This is a genomic window from Mucilaginibacter sp. UYCu711 (assembly GCF_050433825.1).
Classification (GTDB): domain Bacteria; phylum Bacteroidota; class Bacteroidia; order Sphingobacteriales; family Sphingobacteriaceae; genus Mucilaginibacter.
Genome location: NZ_JBNPWM010000001.1, coordinates 332,886 through 354,671, shown reverse-complemented (window position 1 = coordinate 354,671; position 21,786 = coordinate 332,886). Strand labels below are relative to the sequence as shown.

Genomic DNA, 21,786 nt, shown 5'->3' with positions numbered 1-21,786 from the left:
AACCACGAAAAAATGTCACTAAAATCATTAATCTCAAAAATTTTAGCTCATAACCCTGTTAGCCGTATTGTTTTTTCACTTACTGGTAAACGTATTTCGTTTAATCACCTTACAATCCGCACCATAGCCTTTGTGCTTAAGCAGCGTATACCATTTCATCATGTGATTATTGATGTAGCTGATAACATGGTTACTCCGCTTACAAAATCATTGCTATATTATGGAATTTATGAACAAAAGGAAGTTGATTTTATTAAAAAATACCTCAATGAAAATGACGACGTAATTGAACTAGGTTCAAGCATTGGAGTAACGGGAAGCATTATATCATATATACAAACTAATGGAAGGTATATTTCTGTTGAAGCCGACCCTTCATTAATCGATGCCAATAAAAAAAACATTCAGCTTAACCGGAAAACTGACTATGTATTAATAAATAAAGCAATAGATTATTTTAGTAAAACAGTTTCATTTTCGGCAAGCAAAAGTACACTTACCGGACAACTTAACAGAAGCGGTTCTGACGACTCAACAATTACAGTTGAAACAATAACATTAAATGAAATATGTGAAACTTATGAGTTCAATAATTTTACCTTAATTTGCGACATTGAGGGGGCGGAGGTAACTATCTTATTGAATGATAAAAACGCGCTGGAAAAGTGTGAAAAAATAATAATTGAATTGCACGATACTGAATACAATGGTAAAAAATATCTTATACCCGATATAGTTGATTTGATTATAGCTAATAATTTTAAATTTTTAGATCAAAACAAATCAGTTTTTGCATTTCAAAAAAACACATTCGCAGCTAAGAAAAAAAAATCATTCCCCGAATAGTGTATCCGTGATCATATCATCATAAATACAAATGCGTATTCTCCATTTCACAGAATCCTTTTCACAACCGACAGAAACTTTTATAAAAAGATTTATCCAAAAAAGTTGTCAGTTTGCCAAGGTTGGTGTAGTATCATTTAACTTTCAAAATATTGATAAAGCAACAAAAAAACAAGTAATATTTTTTGAGATTACAGGCAGTATATATACCCGTAAAAATCTTAAAGGCGCTTACAGGTATCTTTATGAAAAATTAACCAGCACCAAACATTGGTATTCCCAGCTGAACAATGCAATTGAAACTTTTAAACCGGATATTATCCATTGCCATTTCGGGAACGCAGGGGTGCACATGATGGAATTTAACAGGATATTCAAAAAACACACCCCCTACATAACATCTTTTTATGGGTATGATATTTCATCTCAGCCCACCTATGATAAACAATACAGGAAAAATCTTGTGCAGCTTTTGAAACACGGGAACGCTTTTTTTGCTGAAGGCCCGGAGCTTAAAAAAAAAATAATGGCCTTTGGCGCCTCTGAAAAAAAATGTTTAGTTAATCCCTTGCTGATACCAGTTGAAGACTACCCTGTAAAAGAAAAGTACAGAAGTGCTAATGACCCCATAAAATTCTTATTTATCGGACGATTTGTAGAAAAAAAAGGTTTTCATCTATTTTTAAAAGCTATTGCACAATTAAGGGAAAAGCTAAACGAATTTACAATAGATATAATTGGTAACGGGCCATTGCAGGAAAATTATAACCAGATAATTACCGAGAATAACCTGCAGTCATTTGTTAAATGGCATGGCTTGGTAAAACATCATAACATCATAAAAATGATGAGTGATTATGATTTTTTGATCCACCCTTCCATGACCGCAAAAGACAATGACTCTGAAGGCGGTGCGCCTACCATCATAATTGAGGCACAGGCACTAGGATTGCCCATTATTACATCCAGTCATGCTGATATTCCCTACGTGATGGGTTATCATGATTTCCTGGCAGAGGAAAATGACCTAAATTCATTGATGCAGGTTATTGAGAAAATTGCTATTTGCGGTAATATCCAATACTACACTAAAAAAGGGGCCGAACATATTAAGGCGATGCATGATTTGCAGCTAAATACATCATATGAAGCTAATTTAAAAAAACTGGCAATCCAATAATGCTTGGTATAATTACAATCGCGGCAGGGGATAAAAGATATATAGATATGGCTAATTTGCTGGCCTTATCCTTAATAAAAAACAACCCGGATATTCCAAGGGCAGTAATTTCGGATGCGCCCGAAGAAAAATTTACAGGCTTTTTCGATACCTACATTCCTTATGAACCATCTTATGGTAAAGGATTAAGCCAAAAGCTTTTTTTAGATCAGTATACTCCTTTTAAAGAAACAATTTTTATTGATGCTGATTGTTTGGTTATCAAACCTTTAAAAAAGTTAATAGATCTATGCCAACCCAATTCATTTGCGGTATTGGGCGATGAGCTATTAAGTACGGGTGAATGGTATATGGATATAGCTAAAATGTGTACGCAATTTAATATAAGGTCTGTTCCTTTATTTAATGGTGGCTTATATTATTTTAAAAAAAATTCTGTCACAAAAAGTATTTATAATTCAGCACGTGAGATGAGCACTAATTATACTCAACTTGGATTTAAAAAAATGAATACAAGTATTAACGAGGAACCCTTGATTTCGGTAGCTATGGCTATGCACGGGGTTGGCCTTGTTAATGATTATGGTACCGGCATGAGGACACCAATTGGTATTGACGGACCATTAAAAGTTGATGTGCTATTACAATACTGTTTTTTTGTTAAAGTAGGGGTTGAAGTTGAGCCTGCCATATTACATTTTTCAGGATCATATACTAATGCTTTTCATTATAAACGCGAGTGTCTTAAATTAAAAATAGCCGGGCATTTTCCTTTTATAAGCAACAAAATAATTTCATTTTCAATAAATATGTTGTGTAATACACTTTATGCATTGCTGGTTTTTTGTAAGCGCATACTCAAGGCCATAATAAGGAATGAAAAATTTGATTATAAAAATTACCTGCCTGTTTTTTCCAATTATTAATAAATGGATATTACCATAATTATACCGGCATATAACAGGATATGGGCACTGCCAAAAGCCATTGAATCATGCAGCGGTTATACTGATCTGGCGATACAAATTATTGTTGTTGACGATGGAAGCACGGATGGTACCTGGCAAATGCTACAGCAAATCCGCGGGATTGAAATTTACAGGCAGCAAAAGTGGGGAAAGCCCTGGGCGGTAAACATGGCCTTTACATACGCAAAAGGAAAATACATTAAGTTCCTTGATTCGGACGACTGGTTGGCACCTGGCTCTTTAGAAAAACAATTCCGCTTAGCAGAAGAGACAAATGCTGATATTGTGGTAGCAGGTTATGAGATATATGAAAATGAAGAATATAGCAGAACGCAGCGGTGGACTATGTGTGATGATTTTATAGCTCAAAATTTGGGCGAATGTGACAGCTCTCATTATTCAGCATTTCTGTTTAAAAACGATTTCATTAACAATATCCCCCATCGCACTTCATTTGCCGCTGCTAATTTTGCGTCCCGCGATGATCGCTGCTTTATGCTGGAAGTGGCTTTGAAAGAACCTTCAATCGCAATACTTAATGAAGCGACCCTATGTCATGCCCACCATCAAAAAGGACGCCTGCAGTTTCAAAGAAGTATAGCTTCGACCTGTACTAATTACCAGCATCTGTTAATTTATAAAAATATACTGAAACAATTGGATGATACCAATAGGCTTACAACTCGAAGAATTAACGCAGCAATAAACGTTTTATGGCCGCTTTGCCAGTGGATAGCTAAAGATAATATTGATGAGGCCGTTAATTTATATGAATGGATTTTAGAACTTGACCCGTATTTTACAATACCAACCGCCGGCATTGTAAATACGATGTACCATATATTCGGCTTTAAAAGAACCGGGCAAATTTTGAATGTCCGCCGAAAATTAAAATGGAATTGAAAATAACTAAACCTATAAACTTATTTTACGAAGAACCTAACGCTGACCGCTGGTTTAAATATGATCGTTATCTCCGAATGATCATCAGGCGGATAATAAGAGGAAAACCGAAACCCGGTGGCGTAATGATCATTGCAATCAATTTAATGCGAGGTCTTGATAAAATTGGCGTTCCTTACCGCTTAAATAATTATAAATATATTAGCAAACACCCAGAAGAAATTGCTTGTATTATTGGCAAACCCCACGTTTTATTTAACATGGAATGGAAAAATCCAATATTATTTGGTGCCGGAATATACTCGCATCCGATTGATTGCCCCGACCTGTTTGAACGGTACCCAAATGTAAAGCGCTTACTGGTACCGGGCGAATGGATGCGCAAAATGTTTGAACCTTATTATGGCAATAAGGTAAGTTCATGGCCGGTAGGTATTGATACCGAGCATTGGCAACCTATTAAAGGCGATAAAATTTTTGATTTTTTAATTTATGACAAGGTATTTAATAAATATGAAACCGAATTGGTCGACCCGGTTATTAAAATACTTGATCAGCAAAACCTATCCTATCAGTTTATTAATTACGGCAGTTACACCCACTACGAGTTACGTGATAAGCTAAAAGTTTCAAAAGCAGTAATATTTATCTGTACAAATGAAACACAGGGTCTGGCCTATCAGCAAATACTAGCTACGGGTACCCCTATACTGGCCTGGGATAGAGGTGGTTACTGGCAGGATCCAAAGTATTATCCGCACAAAGTTAAGTTTGAGCCGGTAAGTTCAGTACCTTATTGGGACGAGCGCTGTGGGATAAAGTTTGTTGATGCCGATGATTTTAAAAAACAACTCACTGTTTTTCTTACTCTTATAGGTCAATTTAAACCCCGCGATTATATTATAGAAAACCTCTCGCTGGAAGTATGCGCAAAAAAATATTTACAAATATACAAAGAGATTGAAGGATCTTTGATATGAAAATATTGCTTATCATGGATCCCGGAATATCAGTTCCTCCAATGCAATATGGCGGACACGAACGACTGGTATATTTATTTGCAGAAGAATATATAAAACAAGGCCACGAGGTTACTTTGCTGGCCGGGCCAGATTCACATTGTAGCGGTAAAACAATTACTTATGGTATAAATGATTTAAACCGCCCAAAAACACAAAGAATTAAAGAATTTTTTTTTGTGTGGCAATATCTAATACGTAACAAAAATAATTTTGATCTTATACACAATTTTGGCCGTTTGATTTTATTGCTTCCTGTTGTAAATGCTCCTGTAAAAAAAATAATGACTTATGGCAGACCGGTAGCGGCTTCTGGTATACGCATTATTACCGCCCTTCCTAACAGAAATTTAATATTTACGGCCTGTAGTAACTATTGTGTCAGCACAGGTAATGTAGCAGGTTACTGGAAAACAGTTTATAATGCAATTGATTTTTCAAAATATCAATTAAATGAAAATGTAGCAGATGATGCCCCATTCATGTTTTTAGGTAGATTAGATAGAATAAAAGGTGTGCATACTGCCATTAAAATTGCAAAAGCGACAGGTAACAAATTGGTAATAGGCGGTAATATTTCGCATACAGCCGATAATCTTGCATACTTTAAAAACGAAATAGAGCCTTTGATTGACAACCTGCAAGTAAAATATTTAGGCTCATTGAATGATGCCGAAAAAAACAGCTATTTAAGGCAGGCAAAAGCATTATTATTTCCTATTGAATGGGATGAACCTTTTGGTATTGTAATGATTGAGGCGATGGCTTGCGGTACGCCGGTTATTGCTTTTAACCGCGGATCGGTACCAGAAGTTATTAACCAGGAAATTACTGGCGTTATTGTAAATAATGAGGCCGAAATGTCAAAGGCATTAGATAAAATACCACAGATAGACAGAGACCAATGCCGGCATCTTGCCGAGAAAAGATTTGATGTTAAATTAATTGCAGAACAATATTTAAACCTATTTAACGATGATACTCAACTACCTCAATAGGCTGATACCTCAAAAAATTAAAAGAAATATCCGTGAAAAACTGGGTGTCCCAAGCCAGGAAACCAGTCTCACTAATATTAAGCGGTTGGGGTTTTCCCCTAAATTTTGCCTTGATATTGGTGCTTATGAAGGCTATTGGACCGTTGATTTTAAGAAAGTTTCCGGATTGCGCAATAACCATGATTGAGGGCCAAAGTTTAAAAGAGCCTGCTTTAATAAAGGTTAAAAATGTTTACAATGATGTTAACTATAAAATAGAACTGTTAGGCGCTACAGCGGTGACTGTTAAGTTTAATATTTATGAATCGGCTAGTTCGGTACTTGTTGAACATTTTGATACGGAAGCCAAAACCGAGCAAAGGAACTTATTGACCTTGGATAAATTGCTCGAAAAAAACGATCATGACGAACCCGATTTTATCAAAATTGACACGCAAGGTTATGAGCTTGAAATTTTAAAAGGCGGAGAGAAAGCGTTGGCACATGCCGAGTTTGTTTTATTAGAAGTTTCGCTTTTGGATATATATGTAAATAGCCCGTTAGTTATTGATGTACTTAATTTTATGAAAGAACGCGGGTTTGTTTTGTACGATGTATGTACCTTGATGAAACGCCCGCTTGATAACGCACTATTTCAGTCTGATTTTTTGTTTGTGAAAGAAAATTCGCAGTACAGTAACAATAAACATTGGGCGTAAAAAATATTGTATTTATAACATCGGGGCAACCATCGTTAAACCCACGGCTGGTAAAAGAGGCTGATACATTAGCAAATGCCGGCTATACGGTTACCGTGCTATATATGTACTGGAATGCATGGGGTGCTAATTTTGATCAGGAATTATTAGCGTCAAAAAAATGGAGAGCTGTTTGTGTAGGCGGAGACCCACAATATAAAAGGGCTTTGTATTTTCTTAGTCGTTTAATCCATAAACTCGCTCAAACTGTGAATCGTAAAACAAAAGGGCGCTTTATGGCGGACATTGCCATAGCCCGTGCCAGCTATTTTCTAATCCGCGAAGCTAAAAAATATGTGGCTGATCTATATATCGGCCATAATTTGGGCGCCTTGCCTGCAGTTGTTGGAGCTGCAAAAATAAATAACAAACCCAGCGGATTTGATGCTGAGGATTTTCACCGATACGAAATGAGTGATGATGATGATAATCATGACGTAATTTTAAAAATGCAAATAGAAAATAAACACATCCCCCAATTAAACTACTTTACCACCAGCAGCCCGCAAATAGCCGAAGCATATTCTAAAATATTTACAAGCCTGAAGCCCGCGGTTTTATTAAACGTTTTTCATAAAAGCGATATAGTGAATGCCATACCAAATAGCCACCAACCTTTAAAGCTATTGTGGTTTTCACAAACAATAGGCGCCAATCGTGGACTGCAAGATATTATTGGGGCTTTACAGCTTTTGGACAATAAACACTTTGAACTACATTTATTGGGCAGCAAGCTACATACTAATGCCACTTTTATAAACTACTTAACCGGTAGCAAGGTTAACATACGGTTTCACGATCCTATCCCTCCGGATAAGCTTCCTGAATTTGCAGGTCAGTTTGACATAGGCCTGGCACTTGAACCTGGTTTTTCTACAAATAATAATTTAGCACTTAGTAACAAATTATTCACTTATATGCAAGCCGGTTTAGCTATTATTGCCAGTGATACTATTGCTCAAAAAGATTTTATAACCAAAAACCCAACGATAGGACATACATATCCCGCACGCGACACAAAAGCTATGGCCGCCATTCTTTCAAGCTATTATAAAAATGGAGCGTTATTAACATTGGCCAAAAATGAGTCTTTGCGCTTAGCCCATGAGTTATACAACTGGGAAGTTGAAAGCAAAAAATTTTTAAAAATCGTTGAGCATACATTGTAATAATATCAAATCATTTGAAACGTCTGCTCATTATTTCTCCATATTTTGCCCCGATAAACACCCCAGATATGCAGCGGGTACGCACAAGCCTTCCTTATTTTAAACAGTATGGCTGGGAGGCAGAAATTGTTATCGTAGATGCTAAATATTGCGATATGCCAGCCGACGAACTACTGTTGAAAACTATTCCGGTTGACATAAAAATCCACATCGTAAAGGCTTTAAAAAAGCGGGTTACTTCAAAGTTGGGTTTTGGGGCCATAGCTTTTAGGTCGTATTGGTTTTATCGCAAAAAGGTTAATGAGTTATTGAAGGCAAAAAAATTTGACCTGATCTACTTTTCAACTACGCAGTTCCCGATATGTACACTAGGGGCACATTGGAAAAAGCAATTTGGTGTGCCTTACGTTATTGATATGCAGGACCCCTGGTACTCTACGCACTATGATGATAAAGCACAGCGCCCGCCTAAATATAAATTGGTATATACATTGCATCAATACCTGGAAGCCATTGCAATGAAAAGCGTTGATGGCCTGATAAGTGTTTCTGACAGTTATATTGATGATCTTAAAAACAGGTATCCACAAATAAAAGAAGTACCTTCGGCTACAATTACTTTTGGCAGTTTTGAGCCCGATATTAAAGCAGCAATGAACAGCCAGGCAGCATTTATTAACTTACTTCAACCGGGCTTCAAAAACATCGTATACATTGGTCGCGGGGGTATTGATATGCACAATGCCATCACTCCTCTTTTCAAAGTTTTTAAACAGGGGTTAACACAACAACCCGAATTATATAGTAAAATGAAACTCTATTTTATTGGTACCAGCTATGCGCCTAAAGGGAAGGGTAAACCAACAATATTACCCCTGGCAAAAAAACTGGGGATCGAAAAAAATGTAATTGAAATTACCGACAGGATTAACTATTTCCACTCATTGAATACCTTATTGGCAGCTGATGCCTTATTTATACCCGGGTCTGATGATCCAAAATATACGCCCTCTAAACTATATCCCTATCTTTTAACGAAAAAACCTTTGCTGGCTATTTTTAATCCGCAAAGCTCAGCATTAACTATTTTAAACGATTATGGTGTACATGGCAATAGTTATATTGCGGTAAATATTGAGACAGCTATTAGATCTTTTTTTTTGGCGTTGCTAACTGATAAACTTAGTGTACCTCGTTATAATACCGAAGGAACCGCTAAATATACATCTCAAAGCACCACCCAAAAACAGTGCGAATTATTTAACCAGGTTCTGATTAAAGCGGACTGATGCGCATAGCAATAATTACCACTCATCCTATACAATATTATGCCCCGGTATTTAAGCTACTGGCCCAACAGGTAGAAGTAAAAGTTTTTTATACATGGGGAGCAGCTTCGATAGAAAAACATGATCCGGGGTTTAATAAAACTATAAAATGGGATATCAATTTGTTAGACGCGTATGATTATCAATGGCTGCAAAACACATCAGATGATCCGGGTTCGCACCACTTTTATGGCATTGTTAATCCCACTATCATTACTGAGATAGAAGCATGGAAACCAAACACCCTTTTAGTTTACGGCTGGGCGTACAAAAGCCACTTAATTGTGATGCGCCATTTTAAAAATAAAATACCAGTGCTTTTCCGCGGAGACTCAACATTGCTTGACGAAAAACCGGGACTTAAAAATGCAATAAGGTCTATTTATTTAAAATGGGTATATGACACTGTGGATTATGCTTTTTATACCGGCATAAACAATAGAGCTTATTTCAAAAAATACGGCCTGCGCGATGATCAATTGATTTTTGCCCCGCATGCGGTTGATAATGATAGATTTGCTGATCCTAAAGAAAAAGAGGTTGATAAATTAAAACACCTGCTTGGACTTAATACTGACAGTATAGTTATACTTTTTGCAGGTAAGCTTGAAGTTAAAAAAGATCCCGCCTTATTACTAAAAGCATTTATTAATATAAATGCGGCTAATACGCATTTGCTGTTTGTAGGCAACGGCGTTTTAAAAGATGAATTAAAACAACAAGCCATATTAAATCCAAATATCCATTTTATGGATTTTAAAAACCAAACTTACATGCCCATTATTTACCAGACTTGCGATATTTTTTGCCTTCCGTCAATAGGGCCCGGCGAAACTTGGGGACTGGCTGTTAACGAAGCAATGTCTTGCAGCAAAGCAGTTTTAGTTTCTGATAAAGTCGGCTGTGCGCCAGATCTAGTAAAATCTAATCAAAATGGAATGGTGTTTACAGCAGGATCTATTAAGGACATTGGTGACAAACTCACATATTTGCTTAATAAAGGCAAAACAGGACTTACTCATATGGGTAACATATCCAAACATGTTATAGAAGACTGGAGCTTTACTCGCCAGGCTAGTGCTATTGTAAATTATAAAAATGGAAGCAACCAGTAAACCTTTTGAGCGGTACCTGATATTATATATACCGTGGGTATTATCTATATTGCTTAGGGGCTCGCCAGTATTGTCTTACATTGTTGCCTGGCTGGGTTCGTTTTTTATATTTTTTATTTGTTACAGCGGATGGTTAAAACCATTACCTAATGACAGGCTAATAGGTTCACAATTAATGCGCCCCATATTTTTGGTGCAGATTATATTTATAGGTTACATGGCGTGTAGTTCTATATTTTATTTCTGCAACTTGTTGGGGTACCTAGATAATAGTGGCTTAGCTACGTTTACTATTGATTATGATAACTTAGATCTTACGGCACAATGCCAACGATATTACGTTTTAGGGCATGCTGCATTCGCAACTGGTATGATTTTGTCTATGAAATACCCCATTAAGCAAAAATATAAGGTTAATACAGATAAGCTGGCCAATATTTTGCTAATGATAGCTATAATATTTCTGCCGCTATCATACGTAGCAGGGCACACAAGTGGCCTGATACAATTTTATTTTCAATTTTCTTCTTTAAGTTTTATTGCCGGTACATTGGCACTGGCATTTGCAATACCGCTAAATAAAGTTTTTAATACCGCATTTTGTTTATTCTTATATCTTACTAATTTTTACCAGGCATTAACATCCGGTTTTAAAGAGCCTATTATTGTTAGTGTACTTGTATTGGGAATTTTTTTGTATCCTACCTATAAGCGCATAGTAATAACAACATTTATTCCTGCGTTGTTGCTGCTTTTTATGTATTTACCGACATATAATCATATTTTCCGTGCAAACGCCTGGGGCGATAGCGTTAACAGTGATGATGCTTATAAACTTGCGCTTGATGCTGCGTTAAATAATGAGTCGCAGGAGGATACTAATTTGGGGTTTTTAGTATATCGTTTAAGCGAAGTAAGTATGTTTACCGAATATATAAAATCGACCCCCCAATATATTGATTATTATGGCTTTGACTTGGTAAAACAAGCAATAATTGCAATAGTACCGCGTATTTTTTGGCCCGGCAAACCAATTACCGAAGAACTGGTTATGGAACGGGTTTACAATTCCGGGGTTATTCGCAGGGGATCAAGCGTTTCAGCAAAACCCGCTTATGTTGTAGATGGATACTTGTCTGGAGGACCGTTAGGCGTATTTGTTGCCTTATTTATTTATGGTGCGGCAGTACAATTAATATCTCAAAAAGCCGAGCAACTATTTGGAGGGTATATTTTAGGGACGGCATTGGTATTTGCCGGCCTGTTCCAAATTTTTTGGCGAGGCTTAAGCTTTGAGTTTTTACTTAATTCGGTTTTTTGGAGTTTTATTACTATGTTAATTTTAAGCAAGGTGCTTAGAATTCAAAATATATTAGAGGATATTTGAAGATCTTACAAATCAATGCTTCTTACAAACCGGCCTATTTGTATGGCGGCCCTACCATGTCTGTAGCTAAATTAAGTGAGCAGTTGGTAAGTACGGGTAATGGGGTAACTGTTTTCACAACAACCGCTAATGGTAAAGACGAGTTAGACATACAATCAAACAAATCAACATTGGTCGATGGTGTTAGTGTAACCTACTTTAAACGTGTTACTAAAGACCATAGCCATTTATCACCGGGTCTATTAATAAACCTTTGGCAGAATGTGCGTGGATTTGATGTTGTACATATCCACGCCTGGTGGAATTTAGTTTCGGTATTTTCGGCGTTTATTGCTTTAACCAGGAAAGTGCCGGTAGTAATTTCGCCACGCGGTACTTTAAGTGATTACTCTTTCCAAAACAAAAACAGCTTTATTAAAATACTGATACATAATTTCTTAGGTAAAAAAATATTAAAACACTCATACCTGCATGCAACATCGGTTGCCGAAAAAAAAGCATTATTAAATATTGTAAAACCTGCCGGGATATTCAACTTAGCTAACTTTGTTAAAATCGCTAAATCATTACCAAACAAACAGTCAGCCGGGCCAGTTTTAAAACTGCTGTTTTTATCACGAATTGAGGAAAAAAAGGGGCTGGATATTTTATTACACGCTTTGCCCAGGCTAAATGTGCCCTATCATTTAACCATTGCCGGCGATGGTGACGAAAATTATATTAGCATATTAAAGAACATAGCTCATTATAACCATAGCGAGAATAACATTAGCTGGATCGGTTTCCAAAATGAAAATAAATTTGATGTTTTTAGCGAGCATGATTTATTGGTATTACCTTCCTATAATGAAAATTTTGGCAATGTGGTTATTGAAAGCCTTAGCGCCGGCACGCCCGTATTAATAAGTGAGCATGTTGGCCTGGCAGATTATATTATTGAACACAACTTAGGCTGGATTTGCCAAACAACACCACAATCTGTAAGCGATGTTATAAATACTATCGCTGCCAATAGTATGCATGAATTAGAAGCTATTAGTATGAATGCACCCTCAATTATTCATCGCGATTTTGATGACAGCCAATTAATTAAAAAATATATAAATATGTATCAGCAAATTATTGACCATGGCGGAGTATAAAGATTACGGATTTAGCGAAAGTACAGCCGCGCACACGTTCCAATATTTGCAGGAGCCAATATTGGAAATGTTAAACAACAATATCAGCCGCCGTATATTAGACCTGGGTTGCGGCAATGGCTACCTGGTAAATTTTTTAATAAGTAATGGTTATGATGCTTATGGTACCGATGCATCTGCCGAAGGGATTGCAATTGCCAAAAAAACGAACCCGGACAGGTTTTTCCTCCAGGACCTCTCGACTGGTAAATTACCTAATGAACTGCAGCCTAAAAAATTTGATACCATTATATCAACAGAGGTTATTGAACATTTGTATGACCCCCAAGGTTTTATATTTTTTTGCAAAGAGGCCATAATAAACGGCGGCGAAATTATCATCTCTACCCCCTACCATGGCTATCTAAAAAACCTCGTGCTTAGCCTGTTTAATAAATGGGATACTCACTTAAACCCAATGTGGTACGGCGGCCATATCAAGCTATGGTCAAAAAAAACACTGAGCAATGCCTTAGTGAATGCCGGATTTACCAATATTGAGTTTAAGGGCTGCGGCAGGGTGCCGTATTTTTGGAAGTCAATGATTATTAAAGCGCGATTATATTGAGCACGCTTTACTCCTTTATAGTTTTAACTTATAATGAAGCGCTGCACTTGCCGCGGTTTTTACAATCAATAGCAGGATTGAATGCCCCTGTTTTTATAGTCGATTCGGGCAGTACTGATACTACAATTAAAATCGCTGAGGAATTTGGTGCTACGCTTTTGTATAATCCGTTTGAGAATCACCCTACACAATGGGATTTCGCACTTAAAAATTGCCCCGTGCAAACACCTTGGGTAATTTGTTTGGATGCGGATCAAGTTGTAACACCCGAACTGAAACAACACCTGATTAATTTTAAAGACCAAGAACATCTAAATACCAATGGCTTTTACTTTAATCGTAAAAACTTTTTTAAAGGGCGATGGATAAAGCATGGTGGCTATTACCCATTCTACTTATTAAAAATGTTTAGGTATGGTGTTGGCTACTCGGATACTACCGAGAAGATGGACCACCGTTTTGTAGTACCCGGTAAAACCGAAATTTGGAAAGATGGCCACCTATTAGAAGAAAATTTAAAAGAAAATAATATCAGTTTTTGGATAGCCAAACATAACCGTTACAGCGATTTAGTTGCAGAGCAGGAAGTAGAGCGCATGCGATCTGATATAGTATTAGCAGAAACCCCCAGCATCTGGGGCTCACCCAATGAGCGCAAGGCCTGGTATAAACAAAGGTGGCAAAAAACGCCGCGATATTTACGCCCGATGCTATACTTTATTCAACGCATAGTATTTCAGTTAGGGATATTGGACGGCCGCACAGGCGTGATATTTCATTTTCTGCAAGGCTTCTGGTTCAGGCTGATAGTGGATATCAAAATAGACGAAATCTTAAAGCGACAAAATGATACCAAATAAGCAAAATAACCCTATAAGGTTTGCTATATGGTTTACTGCCTTGTTCCTGGTGTTTTATTATTTCAATATACTGTTCTTTGGTCTCACCACTCCAGGCGGTCAGTACAATCTATTTTTAGCTGAATATTTAAACTATATAAAGGTATTGCGTTGGGGCTTGCTAAAATGCAGCGCTTTGGTTTTAAGATGCTTCGGCTTTGCTACTATCACCAATAATTATGAGCTATTAGTTGCCGGTCATGGTGCCATCATACTGGTTTACTCGTGCCTTGGGCTGGGTGTTATCAGCTTTTTTTCCGCATTTGTTCTTGCTTATCCAAAACCACGTACCGCAAAGATAGTATTCTTACTATCGGGCATTTTTGTTATTGAATTTTTAAACATAATCCGTTTGGTGATTTTAGCCTTGTTTTGGGATAAGCGCTTGGGCGCAGTTATTGATCATCACACAATTTTTAACATATTCATTTATATTGCAATAAGCGCCGGCCTTTATTTTTGGGTGAAAACGGATGTCGCTTTAAAAAAATAACATGCAAAAAACAGATTTGGAATCTTATAACAACTATCCTTATCATCCTGGTGGCAGTATGCTTAAAAGGGTGCTATGGCATTATGTAAGCGGCTTTGTTTTTAAAACAAGCTTGTTCCCTGCCTACGGTATAAAAGTGGCGCTGTTACGTTTATTTGGCGCTAAAATTGGCAAGCAGGTTGAGATAAAACCCTGCGTTAACATAAAGTACCCCTGGCTGCTTAGCATTGCTGATGAGGTTTGGATAGGCGAAAATGTTTGGATTGATAATATAGCCATGGTTACCATTAGCAGTAATGTATGTATCTCGCAAGGAGTCACAATCATTACCGGTAGCCATAATTATAAAAAGACATCATTTGATTTGATTACAGGCGCTGTAAACATAGAGAATGGCGCTTGGATTGGCGCGCTGGCAATAGTTAACCAAGGGCTTGTTATAGGCTCGCACGCAGTGCTTACCACCGGCTCTGTTGCTACAAAAAATCTTCAACCCTATTCTATTTACCAGGGAAACCCTGCTATGAAAATACGCGACCGCGTAATCAGCTAAACGCTTTATAAAGTAAAATGCTTTGAGATTAAATCATAGCATTGGTCTGAACCAGCAACAAAGCTAAGTCCCTTACCATTTTAAGTCATTAATTTACGGCGGTCGATCAAAGCTGTTCCGGCGTCGTAAGCCTTGCTCTGTAAGATTATCAAGCTACACGAATTGCGCACAACTTTATGAGATTGGCGGTAGTTTTTTGTTTACCGATAAAACAAAAACCCGTAATCGTTGATTACAGGTTTTGCGAGCATTTAAGCTTCTAATTTGCGGTGAGGGAGGGATTCGAACCCTCGGTACAGTTTCCCGTACGTCAGTTTAGCAAACTGATCCTTTCGGCCTCTCAGGCACCTCACCGTTTTATTTTCAATAAAACCCCTTTTTCAGGGACTGCAAATATAGCAATTAGCCTATGCCATCAAAAAAAAATTAATAATCAATTCGCACATGGTAAATACTCATCAACATTCGCTTAAAAATCGCCTTGATAGTTTCAAGATCTTTCAAAGTTATATTACTGTCTTTCAGTTGATTTTGATCTAATTTATATTTTACAATACGGTCAACCAAGGCGCTGATGGATTTTTCATCAGGCTCCTTTAATGAGCGTGAAGCGGCCTCGACCGAGTCCGCAAGCATCAAAACACCGGCCTCTTTTGAGAAAGGAATGGGCCCAGGATACCTAAAAGTGTTCTCGTTAATGATTTTTTCAGGGAAATTTTTTAAATAAGATTGGTAAAAATAATCCACCCGGGTATTGCCATGGTGCGTACGTATAAAGTCAATTACAATATCAGGAATGTTAGCCTTCTCTGCCATTTCAATCCCCTTATAAACGTGCCTTATAATTATTTGGGCACTTTCTTCGTACGGTAACTTATCATGCGGGTTAAAACCTGAGTTTTGGTTCTCTATAAAAAACAATGGGTTTTCCATTTTGCCAATATCATGGTACAATGCTCCTGCCCTAACCAGTAAGGCATTACCACCAATAGCATAAATAGCATTTTCGGCCAGATTAGCCACCTGTAACGAGTGCTGGAATGTACCTGGAGCGGTAAATGCCATTTCGCGTAATAAAGGAGCATTGGTATTAGTTAATTCAATCAGGGTGATGTCTGATGTGATAGCAAATATCTTTTCAAACAAATAAATCAGCGGGTAAGCTAACAAGGTTAATAAAACGCTTACTATAAACGGAATGAAGCCTCGCCAGTCAATATCAACCAAAGTACCTTCTCTAATTAATGCTATGCCTAAAAAAGCAACAAAGTAAGTAAACGTTATAATTACAGCTGATATCAAAAATTGCTCGCGCCGAACCAGGTTTTTGATACTATATATAGATACCATACCAGCCGTGATCTCGAAATAGGCGAATTCAAAACTATTAGGAACAAAAAAACCGGCTATCAAAACCACCAATAAATGAATATTTAGCGCCAAACGCGTATCAAATAATATGCGGATGATTATTGGCACAATACAATACGGTATAGCATATAAATAAGGCAGCTGCATATTTATTGCCATTGATAATGTAAATAACATGGCAGTAATTACCAGTAATATTAAACTTACCAGCCTGTTATCAGCATAAATATCCTTCCTGAATAAGTAAAGAAAGATCATTAGCAGCGCAACTGTTATTGATACTAATAAAAACTGGCCCGCGAGCACCAGCCGTGGATTTCCGTTTGTTCGCGTATTATCTTCGAAAGCTTTTTTGTACGACTCCAGCTTTTGGAACACATCGTCATTAACTACCGATCCTTTAGAGACAATAACATCACCTTTTTGAACCATGCCACGGGTTAACGATAATCCTTCCAGCACTTCTGACTCTAAACGGGTAGTAAGCTTATCGTCATAAATCACGTTTAACTGGATGCGGTTTTGCAACAGATCCAATAAAAATGTTTTATCAACATCATTGCGCGTGCTTAATATTTCATTGCAATAAATAACGGCACTTTCTTTGGTAAATAGTTCAGCGGTATTTTTTTCTGTCGCAACGTTTTTTTGAAGGACAGTTATAGGATAGCTTTGGTTCCTAGGATATTTGGAATTAAGATTTAATACGCCTTTATCATAAACCGCTGCCAATAGGTTGCTACCTGTTAAAATATATTTCGCCTTTTTACGGTCATCAATTCCGGCATTATGCCATTTAATCTCCAGGTCTGTTTTAAAACCCTCAATTTGTTGTTGGGCAACTTCTGTATTTAACTGGTATAATTGGGTAGTACTTGCCAGTGCATTCTTCCTGTCATTCTGGATTTCGGCTTGCGTTTTTAGTATGGCAAAGTTATAGGGGGATATCAAGTCCTTTTGGTTCCAGATCTTTCCTTTTTCAATTTCATAGCTAAACTTAGCTTGCTTGGGCAGCGAATATACTATTAAGCAAATACTCACTACCATCATTAAAAACTTAACGTTACGTGCGTATTTGCGCAGTAAAGCCTTTTGGCGAGAAGAAGAAAGTGTAGCCATTTATTAAGTTAAGCGTAGGCAAAAATAATATATTTATGCGATATGTTTTTTTTATTGCTTTTATCAAATAGATTGTGATATCTTTGTGATATCATTTTAAAATCAAAATCATCATGAATTCTGAAAAAATCCTTGAACCTACACCGGGCTTTGGCGCTGCCGGATTAGTTTTATTATTAGCAGTTATAGCCATCTTGGCAGCAAATGCGGGCGGAGCTGGCGCAGCGGTTACGATTATATGCTTTATTATAGGTGTTTTTATTTTACCTGGATTTGTTGTTGTTAACCCCAATGAATCTAAAGTGCTTACGTTTTTCGGCAAATATGTTGGTACAATAAAGCAGGACGGCTTCTTTTGGGTAAATCCATTCACCGTTAAAAGGAAAGTATCATTAAGGGCATTTAACCTTAACGGCCAGCAACTAAAAGTAAACGATAGCGTTGGTAACCCTATTGAGATAGCGGCAGTAATTGTATGGCAAATAAAAAACACGGCAAGCGCAGTATTTGCTGTCGAGAATTACCTGCAATATGTGAATATACAGAGTGAAGCTGCGGTAAGGCACTTAGCTAATTCATTCCCTTATGATAATATCGAAGACGAAAACGCCGGCATTACTTTAAGAGGCGGTGCCGACCAGGTTAGTATATTGTTAGAGAAAGAATTGAATGAGCGATTGGACCGTGCAGGTATCGAGGTATTAGAAGCCCGGATATCTCACTTAGCTTACGCGCCAGAAATTGCACATACCATGCTGCAAAGACAACAGGCATCGGCTATTATATCTGCCCGCAGGTTAATTGTTGAAGGCGCGGTAGGTATGGTGGAAATGGCCCTGCAAAGACTATCAGAAAAAAACATAGTAGACCTTGATGAAGAACGCAAAGCAGCTATGGTAAGTAACCTATTGGTTGTTTTATGCGGTGACAGAAGTGTAAACCCGGTTGTTAACACAGGTACTTTATATCACTAAGATTATGTACCAGGAATTAGATACAACCAAAACTAATGAGCTATCCATGTTAAGACGCGGATGGTGGAGCCCGGAATATGACCTTACTGATAATATGGTTAAATATGGTCAGTTAAGTTATGAAGGCATATCAAAACGTAATGCCAAAGTGATATTGGCTAACGGCACACTGCGCTTTAATTTCGAAAGCTTTTTTAGTCATACCATATTAATTACTGATGCAGGAGGTAGCATTATTGGCCAATGTACACGCGATTTTTTTAGCCGAACCAGGGTTTTAACCTTGAAAAGTGGTTTTACGGCCAGCTTTTATCGCGAATCTTTTTTTTCGCGCGAGTATATCTGGGATTCAGCAGGTTTTGGAAAAGTCATGACCATTAAAAATAACTTCCCGTTTACTTTAACTACCAATGTTTATGTATATCCAGGCAAAACCCCAGCCGGGGTAATACCAATTTTAATATTTTTGGGCGCACATTTAATTATTTTAAGAAGGCGCAAAAGAGCAGTGCATTAATTATGGCTGAAAAAAAGGCATTTATATTAAGAGTAAATCCGGATATGTTGAAGGAGATAGAAACCTGGGCGGCTGAAGAGTTTAGAAGCACCAATGGCCAGGTTGAATATCTGCTTCAACAGGCTTTACTCGCGCGGAAAAAAAGCAATAAAAAGAAAAAAGAAGATCAATAATTACTATGCAAGCATAGCAATCTATCAAATAAAATAAATAGATTTGCATATTAAAAATCTATTTAATGAGAGAAGTAGTAATTGTAGCGGCGACCCGTACACCTATAGGAAGCTTTGGCGGCAGTTTGGCAAGCCTTACTGCAACACAGCTGGGTGCTGTTGTTATAAAATCAGCAGTTGAAAAATCAGGTTTAAAACCTGAGCAGATCCAGGAAGTTTTTATGGGTAATGTTTTGTCGGCCAATTTAGGGCAGGCGCCGGCCACCCAGGCGGCAATATTTGCCCGCCTCCCCTATTTACCTGCTACTACCGTTAACAAGGTTTGCGCATCGGGCATGAAGGCTATCATGCTTGCTGCACAAAGCATAGCTACCGGGCAAAATGATATTGTATTGGCCGGAGGTATGGAGAGCATGAGCAATGTGCCTTATTACTTAGCAAAAGCCCGTACAGGCTATAAATTAGGTAATGACTTACTGATAGATGGTTTGGTTGAAGACGGCCTCTGGGATGTTTATAATGATTACCATATGGGGTCGGCAGCCGAGCTTTGCGCGGTTGAATGTAACATAAGCCGTGAAGACCAGGATGCTTATGCTATTGAATCGTACAATCGGGCAATTGCTGCTCAAAATAATGGCAAGTTTGTTAATGAAATAACCCCTGTCGAATTAAAAAACAGGAAAGGCGAGGTTACTTTGTTTAGTGATGATGAAGAACCGGCCACAGTAAAATTTGACAAAATAGCCGGTTTAAAACCTGTGTTTAAAAAAGACGGGACCGTTACTGCCGCAAATGCATCGAACTTAAACGATGGCGCGGCAGCAGTAATATTAATGAGTAAAGAAAGAGCTGCTGAACTGAGTATAAAACCGTTGGCCAAGATAGTAGCATATGCCGATGCACAGCAGGCACCCGAGTGGTTTACAACCGCGCCATCAAAAGCTATCCCATTAGCTTTAAGCCGCGCAGGTTTATCAGGCAGTGATATTGATTATTACGAGATCAACGAAGCATTCTCGGTAGTATCCATAGCTAATAACCGCGAATTAAAATTAGATCCGGCAAAAGTAAATGTAAATGGTGGTGCCGTTTCCTTAGGGCATCCGCTTGGTGCATCGGGCGCACGTATTATTGTTACTTTGTTAAGTGTATTAGATCAAAACAAGGGCAAATACGGCGTGGCCGGTATTTGTAACGGCGGAGGTGGCGCCAGCGCAATTGTTATCGAAAATTTACGTTAAGAAGAAAAAATCAGTATATATTTACCTACAATTGGTATTAACTTTTTAACTGTGCTAAAAAGATCATTCTTATTTATATTCTTGCTGTCATTCTTTTCGCAAGCTTTTGCCCAGCATAGCGACGATGGCGGCAATTTAAAGCGATTAAACTTTTACCAGGATAGTTTGAAGCACCTGGGTAATGCTATCATACATGATCCAATAGATGGGGTGCGTAAAACCACTAACTACCAATTTATACAAACTTTGGTAACGGCTTTAAAAACGCCCAACTCGTTTGCTTTTCCTTTTGATTCCTTAAAAACTATTACGCTAACCCAATCGCCGGATAATAAATTCAGGATATTTAGCTGGCACGTAGCTAATGACGATGGCAGCTACCGTTTTTATGGCGCTATTCAACTTAACTCGGGCGGCGCTTTAAAGCTGTATGGTTTATCAGATTATTCTCCGTTAATAAAAAACCCCGAAGATACGGTAGCTGATAACCGCAGTTGGTTTGGCTCACAGTATTATACCATCATACCCGTGCAAGGCACTACCCCCTATTATGTTTTATTAGGGTGGAAAGGCCATACAGATAAATCAACAAAGAAGGTTATTGAAGCCCTTTATTTTCAAAACGACAAACCGGTATTTGGCTTACCTGTGTTTAACGGTAATAATAAAACGCGTAAACGCGTGGTATTTGAATACGCCCGCCAGGCATCTATGTTATTAAGATATATACCATCGCAACATTTAATAGTGTTTGATAATTTGGCTGCGCCAGATAAAAAATCAAAAGACAAGCCAGAAACTTACGGCCCTGACCTTACTTACAATGGCTATCGTTTAAAAGATGGCAAATGGGAATATGTGGATAATATAGATATGCGTAATGTCCCTAATGAGCAGGATGAAAATTACATTGACCCTAAACCCCCAACCAGGCCAATAAAGGCTGCACCTGTGAAGAAAAAAGCGGTTCAGTAACATAATCAATTAAAAATCAAATAAATAGTATCTATGCCCCGCTATTTATATTTAACAGAATAATAGTAT

At 37.7% G+C, this 21,786-nt stretch carries 20 protein-coding genes, 1 tRNA gene and 1 pseudogene; 20 read left to right on the top strand and 2 right to left on the bottom strand.

Going from position 1 to position 21,786, the window contains the following annotated elements:
* Positions 1-12: 12 nt before the first annotated feature.
* The 15 genes and pseudogenes from ABIB50_RS01700 to ABIB50_RS01630 all read left to right on the top strand — a co-directional run bounded on the left by ABIB50_RS01700 (position 13) and on the right by ABIB50_RS01630 (position 15,344).
* The gene (locus ABIB50_RS01700) at positions 13-846 is read left to right on the top strand and encodes an FkbM family methyltransferase (RefSeq protein WP_429376710.1); all 834 of its coding nucleotides are present in this window, start codon (positions 13-15) and stop codon (positions 844-846) included.
* A 31-nt stretch (positions 847-877) separates the two neighbouring features.
* Complete coding sequence (locus ABIB50_RS01695) at positions 878-2,026, top strand: glycosyltransferase (protein WP_429376708.1); 1,149 nt, start codon at positions 878-880, stop codon at positions 2,024-2,026.
* Positions 2,026-2,952 carry a hypothetical protein gene (locus tag ABIB50_RS01690; RefSeq protein ID WP_429376707.1) on the top strand — a complete coding sequence of 309 codons (927 nt, stop codon included), beginning with the start codon at positions 2,026-2,028 and terminating at the stop codon, positions 2,950-2,952. Before ABIB50_RS01695 ends, ABIB50_RS01690 begins: the two co-directional genes overlap by 1 nt.
* Before the next feature lie 3 nt (positions 2,953-2,955).
* A complete protein-coding gene (locus ABIB50_RS01685; protein WP_429376705.1) occupies positions 2,956-3,897 on the top strand; it encodes a glycosyltransferase family 2 protein in 942 nt (313 codons plus the stop codon).
* A complete protein-coding gene (locus ABIB50_RS01680) occupies positions 3,888-4,877 on the top strand; it encodes a glycosyltransferase (RefSeq protein WP_429376703.1) in 990 nt (329 codons plus the stop codon). The genes ABIB50_RS01685 and ABIB50_RS01680 overlap by 10 nt, the downstream gene beginning before the upstream one ends.
* Complete coding sequence (locus tag ABIB50_RS01675) at positions 4,874-5,914, top strand: glycosyltransferase (RefSeq protein ID WP_429376702.1); 1,041 nt, start codon at positions 4,874-4,876, stop codon at positions 5,912-5,914. Before ABIB50_RS01680 ends, ABIB50_RS01675 begins: the two co-directional genes overlap by 4 nt.
* A 179-nt stretch (positions 5,915-6,093) precedes the next feature.
* Positions 6,094-6,612, top strand: a complete 519-nt coding sequence (locus ABIB50_RS01670) for an FkbM family methyltransferase (RefSeq protein ID WP_429376700.1) — start codon at positions 6,094-6,096, stop codon at positions 6,610-6,612.
* Positions 6,603-7,820: a glycosyltransferase gene (locus ABIB50_RS01665; RefSeq protein ID WP_429376698.1), complete on the top strand. Its 1,218-nt coding sequence runs from the start codon at positions 6,603-6,605 to the stop codon at positions 7,818-7,820. The genes ABIB50_RS01670 and ABIB50_RS01665 overlap by 10 nt, the downstream gene beginning before the upstream one ends.
* Before the next feature lie 68 nt (positions 7,821-7,888).
* The gene (locus ABIB50_RS01660; protein WP_429376696.1) at positions 7,889-9,109 is read left to right on the top strand and encodes a hypothetical protein; all 1,221 of its coding nucleotides are present in this window, start codon (positions 7,889-7,891) and stop codon (positions 9,107-9,109) included.
* A complete protein-coding gene (locus ABIB50_RS01655) occupies positions 9,109-10,263 on the top strand; it encodes a glycosyltransferase family 4 protein (protein ID WP_429376694.1) in 1,155 nt (384 codons plus the stop codon). The genes ABIB50_RS01660 and ABIB50_RS01655 overlap by 1 nt, the downstream gene beginning before the upstream one ends.
* Positions 10,247-11,650 carry an exosortase Y-associated Wzy-like protein gene (locus ABIB50_RS01650; RefSeq protein WP_429376692.1) on the top strand — a complete coding sequence of 468 codons (1,404 nt, stop codon included), beginning with the start codon at positions 10,247-10,249 and terminating at the stop codon, positions 11,648-11,650. The genes ABIB50_RS01655 and ABIB50_RS01650 overlap by 17 nt, the downstream gene beginning before the upstream one ends.
* Positions 11,647-12,792, top strand: a complete 1,146-nt coding sequence (locus ABIB50_RS01645; RefSeq protein ID WP_429376690.1) for an XrtY-associated glycosyltransferase XYAG1 — start codon at positions 11,647-11,649, stop codon at positions 12,790-12,792. The genes ABIB50_RS01650 and ABIB50_RS01645 overlap by 4 nt, the downstream gene beginning before the upstream one ends.
* A complete protein-coding gene (locus tag ABIB50_RS01640; RefSeq protein ID WP_429376688.1) occupies positions 12,779-13,399 on the top strand; it encodes a class I SAM-dependent methyltransferase in 621 nt (206 codons plus the stop codon). Before ABIB50_RS01645 ends, ABIB50_RS01640 begins: the two co-directional genes overlap by 14 nt.
* Positions 13,396-14,791: pseudogene (gene xrtY / locus ABIB50_RS01635) on the top strand (exosortase Y). The gene ABIB50_RS01640 and the pseudogene xrtY overlap by 4 nt, the downstream one beginning before the upstream one ends.
* A gap of 1 nt (position 14,792) precedes the next feature.
* Positions 14,793-15,344, top strand: a complete 552-nt coding sequence (locus ABIB50_RS01630) for a WcaF family extracellular polysaccharide biosynthesis acetyltransferase (protein ID WP_429376686.1) — start codon at positions 14,793-14,795, stop codon at positions 15,342-15,344.
* A 267-nt stretch (positions 15,345-15,611) separates the two neighbouring features.
* Here the strand turns inward: ABIB50_RS01630 and ABIB50_RS01625 are convergent.
* Positions 15,612-15,698 (bottom strand) — tRNA-Ser (locus ABIB50_RS01625).
* A 72-nt stretch (positions 15,699-15,770) separates the two neighbouring features.
* A complete protein-coding gene (locus ABIB50_RS01620; RefSeq protein WP_429376684.1) occupies positions 15,771-17,834 on the bottom strand; it encodes an HD family phosphohydrolase in 2,064 nt (687 codons plus the stop codon).
* 113 nt (positions 17,835-17,947) lie between these two features.
* On the opposite strand from ABIB50_RS01620, the gene ABIB50_RS01615 reads away from it, so the two are divergent.
* The 5 genes from ABIB50_RS01615 (at position 17,948) to ABIB50_RS01595 (ending at position 21,717) form a co-directional block, all read left to right on the top strand.
* Positions 17,948-18,808 carry an SPFH domain-containing protein gene (locus ABIB50_RS01615; RefSeq protein ID WP_429376683.1) on the top strand — a complete coding sequence of 287 codons (861 nt, stop codon included), beginning with the start codon at positions 17,948-17,950 and terminating at the stop codon, positions 18,806-18,808.
* A gap of 4 nt (positions 18,809-18,812) precedes the next feature.
* Positions 18,813-19,325 (top strand): hypothetical protein, encoded by a 513-nt coding sequence (locus ABIB50_RS01610; RefSeq protein WP_429376681.1) that lies wholly within the window; start codon positions 18,813-18,815, stop codon positions 19,323-19,325.
* Between the two features lie 2 nt (positions 19,326-19,327).
* Positions 19,328-19,498 carry an Arc family DNA binding domain-containing protein gene (locus ABIB50_RS01605; RefSeq protein ID WP_429376679.1) on the top strand — a complete coding sequence of 57 codons (171 nt, stop codon included), beginning with the start codon at positions 19,328-19,330 and terminating at the stop codon, positions 19,496-19,498.
* A 65-nt stretch (positions 19,499-19,563) separates the two neighbouring features.
* A complete protein-coding gene (locus ABIB50_RS01600; protein WP_429376678.1) occupies positions 19,564-20,742 on the top strand; it encodes an acetyl-CoA C-acyltransferase in 1,179 nt (392 codons plus the stop codon).
* A 51-nt stretch (positions 20,743-20,793) separates the two neighbouring features.
* Positions 20,794-21,717 carry a hypothetical protein gene (locus tag ABIB50_RS01595; protein ID WP_429376676.1) on the top strand — a complete coding sequence of 308 codons (924 nt, stop codon included), beginning with the start codon at positions 20,794-20,796 and terminating at the stop codon, positions 21,715-21,717.
* Positions 21,718-21,786: the final 69 nt, after the last annotated feature.

What these genes read in the sequence shown, in the direction of transcription:
- ABIB50_RS01700 (WP_429376710.1), top strand. Translation starts at nt 13, where the DNA reads ATGTCACTAAAATCATTAATCTCAAAAATTTTAGCTCATAACCCTGTT.
- ABIB50_RS01695 (WP_429376708.1), top strand. Translation starts at nt 878, where the DNA reads ATGCGTATTCTCCATTTCACAGAATCCTTTTCACAACCGACAGAAACT.
- ABIB50_RS01690 (WP_429376707.1), top strand. Translation starts at nt 2,026, where the DNA reads ATGCTTGGTATAATTACAATCGCGGCAGGGGATAAAAGATATATAGAT.
- ABIB50_RS01685 (WP_429376705.1), top strand. Translation starts at nt 2,956, where the DNA reads ATGGATATTACCATAATTATACCGGCATATAACAGGATATGGGCACTG.
- ABIB50_RS01680 (WP_429376703.1), top strand. Translation starts at nt 3,888, where the DNA reads ATGGAATTGAAAATAACTAAACCTATAAACTTATTTTACGAAGAACCT.
- ABIB50_RS01675 (WP_429376702.1), top strand. Translation starts at nt 4,874, where the DNA reads ATGAAAATATTGCTTATCATGGATCCCGGAATATCAGTTCCTCCAATG.
- ABIB50_RS01670 (WP_429376700.1), top strand. Translation starts at nt 6,094, where the DNA reads ATGATTGAGGGCCAAAGTTTAAAAGAGCCTGCTTTAATAAAGGTTAAA.
- ABIB50_RS01660 (WP_429376696.1), top strand. Translation starts at nt 7,889, where the DNA reads ATGCAGCGGGTACGCACAAGCCTTCCTTATTTTAAACAGTATGGCTGG.
- ABIB50_RS01655 (WP_429376694.1), top strand. Translation starts at nt 9,109, where the DNA reads ATGCGCATAGCAATAATTACCACTCATCCTATACAATATTATGCCCCG.
- ABIB50_RS01650 (WP_429376692.1), top strand. Translation starts at nt 10,247, where the DNA reads ATGGAAGCAACCAGTAAACCTTTTGAGCGGTACCTGATATTATATATA.
- ABIB50_RS01640 (WP_429376688.1), top strand. Translation starts at nt 12,779, where the DNA reads ATGGCGGAGTATAAAGATTACGGATTTAGCGAAAGTACAGCCGCGCAC.
- ABIB50_RS01630 (WP_429376686.1), top strand. Translation starts at nt 14,793, where the DNA reads ATGCAAAAAACAGATTTGGAATCTTATAACAACTATCCTTATCATCCT.
- ABIB50_RS01620 (WP_429376684.1), bottom strand. Translation starts at nt 17,834, where the DNA reads ATGGCTACACTTTCTTCTTCTCGCCAAAAGGCTTTACTGCGCAAATAC.
- ABIB50_RS01615 (WP_429376683.1), top strand. Translation starts at nt 17,948, where the DNA reads ATGAATTCTGAAAAAATCCTTGAACCTACACCGGGCTTTGGCGCTGCC.
- ABIB50_RS01610 (WP_429376681.1), top strand. Translation starts at nt 18,813, where the DNA reads ATGTACCAGGAATTAGATACAACCAAAACTAATGAGCTATCCATGTTA.
- ABIB50_RS01605 (WP_429376679.1), top strand. Translation starts at nt 19,328, where the DNA reads ATGGCTGAAAAAAAGGCATTTATATTAAGAGTAAATCCGGATATGTTG.
- ABIB50_RS01600 (WP_429376678.1), top strand. Translation starts at nt 19,564, where the DNA reads ATGAGAGAAGTAGTAATTGTAGCGGCGACCCGTACACCTATAGGAAGC.